The following is a 4,793-nucleotide window of genomic DNA, read 5'->3' as shown; positions in this document are numbered from 1 at the left end:
CGCGTACACCGCCCGTCGGCAGCCGCCGGCGGGCGGTTCTGCGCTTGCTCAGGTCTTGACGGGGAGCGACCCGAAAGGCTCCCCTTAGAGTTCACATGTTGGAGTAAAGAGCGGGAGTGTGTGAGTCGATGGAGACTCCGGGGTCGCAGACATCTCTGCATCGGGCCAATCTCGAGCGGGTCGTACGTGCCGTGCGTATGGCCGGTTCGCTCACCCAGGCCGAGATCGCCAGGAGCACCGGCCTGTCCGCCGCCACGGTCTCCAACATCGTTCGTGAACTGAAGGATGGCGGAACCGTCGAGGTGACGCCCACATCGGCGGGCGGCCGCCGGGCCCGCAGCGTCTCGCTCAGCGGGGACGCCGGCGTCGTCATCGGTGTCGACTTCGGCCACACCCACCTGCGGGTCGCGGTCGGGAACCTGGCCCACCAGGTGCTCGCCGAGGAGTCCGAGCCGCTCGATGTCGACGCGTCGTCCGCGGAGGGCTTCGGGCGGGCGGAACAGCTGGTCACACGGCTGATCGAGGCCACCGGGATCGGCCGGGACAAGGTCATCGGCGTCGGTCTCGGCGTCCCGGGACCGATCGACGTCGAGTCCGGCACGCTCGGCTCCACCTCGATCCTGCCGGGCTGGACCGGGATCAACCCCAGCGAGGAGCTCTCCGCCCGCCTCGGGGTGCCGGTGTACGTCGACAACGACGCCAACCTCGGCGCGCTCGGCGAGCTGGTCTGGGGGAGCGGCCGAGGGGTCAAGGACCTCGCGTACATCAAGGTCGCCAGCGGTGTCGGCGCCGGTCTGGTCATAGAGGGACAGATCTACCGGGGCCCCGGCGGTACGGCCGGGGAGATCGGCCACATCACGCTGGACGAGTCGGGTCCCGTCTGCCGCTGCGGCAACCGTGGCTGCCTGGAGACCTTCGCGGCCGCCCGGTACGTCCTGCCGCTGCTCCAGCCGAGCCACGGCCCGGATCTGACCATGGAGCGCGTGGTGCAGCTCGCGCGGGAGGGCGATCCGGGCTGCCGCCGGGTGATCGCCGACGTGGGACGGCACATCGGGAGCGGCGTGGCCAACCTGTGCAATCTGCTCAATCCCAGCCGGGTCGTGCTCGGCGGGAATCTGGCCGAAGCGGGAGAATTGGTCCTCGCGCCGATCCGTGAATCGGTCTCCAGGTACGCGATTCCCAGCGCGGCCCGCCAGCTCTCCGTCCTTCCGGGGGCGCTGGGCGGACGCGCCGAGGTGCTGGGGGCGCTGGCACTCGTACTCAGCGAAATGGGCGATTCGACACTTCTGGACAGCTCGGTACCGGCCGGGGCGCCTGCCTTCACTTAGATAACGAATGGCACCGTTGTCATCTCGTTAAGGATTTACTCCTTGACGCTGGCGTTGCAGCCGAGTTGACTTCCAGCCACCTCGGCCGCAAGGACGCGGCCTCGTCAGGGAGGTTTCTGAATGAACACGCAGATGCGTCGTGCCGCCGTGGCTGTGGCCGCCACCGCGATGGCCGTGTCCCTCGCCGCCTGTGGCAGCGCCAAGGAGTCCGGGGACAACGGCTCCAAGACCGGTGCCGCGAAGGGCGACGACATCAAGATCGGTCTCCTTCTCCCCGAGAACCAGACCGCGCGCTACGAGAAGTTCGACAAGCCGCTCATCGAGAAGAAGATCAGCGAGCTCACGAACGGCAAGGCCGAGGTCGTCTACGCCAACGCCAAGCAGGACGCGACGCTGCAGACCCAGCAGGTCGACACGATGATCACCAACAAGGTCGACGCGCTGATCATCGACGCCGTGGACTCCAAGGCGATCGCCGGCAGCGTGAAGAAGGCCAAGGACGAGGGCATCCCCGTCGTCGCCTTCGACCGCCTCGCCGAGGGCCCGATCGACGGCTACACCTCCTTCGACAACGAAGAGGTCGGCCACGTCCAGGGCAAGGCGCTCCTCGCCGCGCTCGGCGCCAAGGCCAAGGACGGCCAGATCGTGATGATGAACGGCGCGATCACCGACCCGAACGCCGCGCTGTTCAAGAAGGGCGCGAAGGCCGAGCTCGAGGGCAAGGTGAACATCGGCAAGGAGTACGACACCAAGGAGTGGAAGCCGGAGAACGCCAACGCCAACATGGAGGCGGCGATCACGGCCATCGGCAAGGACAAGATCGTCGGCGTGTACTCCGCCAACGACGGCATGGCGGGCGGCATCATCACCGCCCTGAAGGCCGCCGGCATCTCCAAGCTCCCGCCGGTCACCGGCCAGGACGCCGAGCTCGCCGGTGTGCAGCGGATCGTCGCGGGTGAGCAGTTCATGAGCGTCTACAAGCCGTACGCGCCGGAGGCCGCCGCCGCCGCCGAGATGGCCGTGGCGCTCGCCAAGGGCGAGAAGCTCGACTCGATCGCCAAGTCCAAGGTCGACAGCCCCACCCAGAAGGGCGTCCCGTCGGTGCTCGTCCCGGTCGTCTCGCTGACCAAGGACAACATCAAGGACACGGTCCTCAAGGACGGCGTCTACACCGTCGCCGAGATCTGCACCCCGAAGTACAAGGCCGCCTGCGACGCGCTCGGCCTGAAGTAGGCCCCGGGTCCCGAAGGGACCGCCCCCGAAGCCTGCCCGGTGCCCCTGCCCCCTTCCAGCCCCCGCTATCGGGGCGGGGCACCGGACAGAAACGCTTCTCCCATCGACGCAAGTGTCGTTCGCTTCTGCTCAACCTCCGCGCCACCCCTACGGCGCGGCATCCCCGCCGGTCAGGCGGCGAAGGAGATGGTTCACGTGTCCGCTACGCCCGTGCTGGCGTTGCGCGGGGTCTCCAAGCGGTTCGGTGCCGTTCAGGCGCTCACCGACGTAGAGCTTGAGGTCCACGGCGGCGAGGTGGTCGCCCTTGTAGGCGACAACGGCGCCGGAAAGTCCACGCTGGTCAAGACGATCGCCGGCGTACACCCCATCGATGAGGGCGTCATCGAATGGGAAGGCAAGGCCGTGTCGATCGGCAAGCCGCACGACGCCCAGAACCTGGGCATCGCGACCGTCTACCAGGACCTCGCGCTGTGCGACAACATCGACGTCGTCGGCAACCTCTACCTCGGCCGGGAGCTGCGCAAGCGCGGCGTTCTCGACGAGGTGGAGATGGAGCGCCGCTCCCGTGAGCTGCTCAGCACGCTCTCGATCCGCATCCCCAGCGTCCGTATCCCGATCGCCTCGCTCTCCGGCGGTCAGCGGCAGACCGTGGCCATCGCCCGTTCGATGCTCGGCGAGCCCAAGCTCGTCATCCTCGACGAGCCCACCGCCGCCCTCGGCGTCGAGCAGACCGCACAGGTGCTCGACCTCGTGGAGCGGCTGCGTGAGCGTGACCACGCGGTCATCCTCATCAGCCACAACATGGCCGATGTGAAGGCCGTCGCGGACAAGGTGGCGGTGCTCCGGCTCGGCCGGAACAACGGCGTCTTCGACGTCAAGTCCACCTCGCAGGAAGAGATCATCTCCGCCATCACCGGCGCCACGGACAACGCCGTGACCCGTCGTGCGGCGCGCACCTCGGAGGCGCAGAAGTGAGCACCGAAAAGACCTCCGCCCCCATCGGCGGCGGACACGAGGTAGTGAACCCGGATGCCGCCCACGACGCGGTCACCGCGGTCGACCCCCGGCTGCTGGTGCGCGAGCAGGGCTTCGCCGGTTACGTCTCGGAGTTCAAGCGCAAGCTGCACGCCGGTGACCTGGGCTCGATCCCGGTCGTCATCGGTCTGATCCTCATCTGCGTGATCTTCCAGAGCCTGAACTCGAACTTCCTCTCCGCGCAGAACCTCAGCAACATCGCGGTCACGATGGTCGCCACCGGCATGATGGCCGTCGGCATCATCTTCGTGCTGCTGCTCGGCGAGATCGACCTGTCGGTCGGCTCGGTCAGCGGTGTGTCCGGCGCGATCGTCGCCGTACTGACGGTCACTCACGGCATGAACGAGTGGCTCGCCGTCCTCGTCGCCATCGCGAGCGGCGCGGCCATCGGGGCCCTGCACGGATTCTTCTTCGCCCGGATCGGCGCGCCCGCGTTCGCCGTCACCCTGGCGGGACTGCTGTTCTGGCTGGGCTTCATGCTCCAGCTCCTCGGCGACCAGGGCACCATCAACCTGGACGGCGAAGGCGTGGTCGGCAAGCTGACCACGTACTACTTCTCGGACGTGGCGGCCGCCTACGGCCTCGCCGCGGTCGCCGTGGCCGGCTTCTTCCTCTCGTCGTTCTTCGACAGCCGCCGTCGTGAGGCCGCCGGAATCCCGTCCCGGCCGGTCGGGGACATCATCTTCCGCTCGGCCCTGCTCGCGGTCGTGTCCTTCGCCGCCGCGTTCATGTTCAACCAGTACAAGGGACTTCCCCTCGCGCTGGTGCTGTTCCTGGCGGTGCTGGTCATCACGGACTTCGTCCTGCGGCGCACCGCGTACGGCCGGAAGATCTTCGCGCTCGGCGGCAGCGTCGAGGCGTCCCGCCGTGCCGGTATCAACGTGACGGCGGTCCGGGTCTCGGTCTTCGCCATCGCGGGCACCTTCGCCGCCATCGGCGGCCTGTTCTGGGCCTCCAAGATCGCGGCCGCCAACCAGAGCGCCGGCGCCGGTGACCTCCTGATGAACGTCATCGCGGCGGCCGTCATCGGCGGCACCAGCCTCTTCGGCGGCCGCGGCCGCACCTGGAACGCGCTGCTCGGTGTCATGGTGATCGTCTCGATCCAGTACGGACTCGCGCTGGAAGGCATCGCCACGCCGATCCAGTACATGATCACCGGTGGTGTGCTGCTGGCCACCGTCGTGATCGACTCCGTCA

Annotated in this window: 4 protein-coding genes; all 4 read left to right on the top strand. The window is 68.0% G+C overall.

Annotated elements, in window-relative coordinates; translation table 11 throughout:
- The first annotated feature begins 128 nt into the window (after positions 1–128).
- Positions 129–1,328, top strand: coding sequence for an ROK family transcriptional regulator (locus tag ACWGI8_RS39695; RefSeq protein ID WP_453668306.1), 1,200 nt, complete (start codon positions 129–131; stop codon positions 1,326–1,328).
- A gap of 120 nt (positions 1,329–1,448) precedes the next feature.
- Entirely contained in the window at positions 1,449–2,561 is a 1,113-nt protein-coding gene (locus ACWGI8_RS39690) for a substrate-binding domain-containing protein (protein ID WP_453668305.1), read from the top strand.
- A gap of 186 nt (positions 2,562–2,747) precedes the next feature.
- Entirely contained in the window at positions 2,748–3,536 is a 789-nt protein-coding gene (locus ACWGI8_RS39685; RefSeq protein ID WP_453668304.1) for an ATP-binding cassette domain-containing protein, read from the top strand.
- The coding region (locus ACWGI8_RS39680; protein WP_453668303.1) for a sugar ABC transporter permease at positions 3,533–4,793 on the top strand (1,261 nt) is incomplete at its 3' end. The genes ACWGI8_RS39685 and ACWGI8_RS39680, both read left to right, overlap by 4 nt.

It is taken from the genome of Streptomyces sp. NPDC054841 (assembly GCF_053611045.1).
Note: the sequence above shows the minus strand (reverse complement) of the source record. Positions and strands in the feature narration are given on the sequence as shown.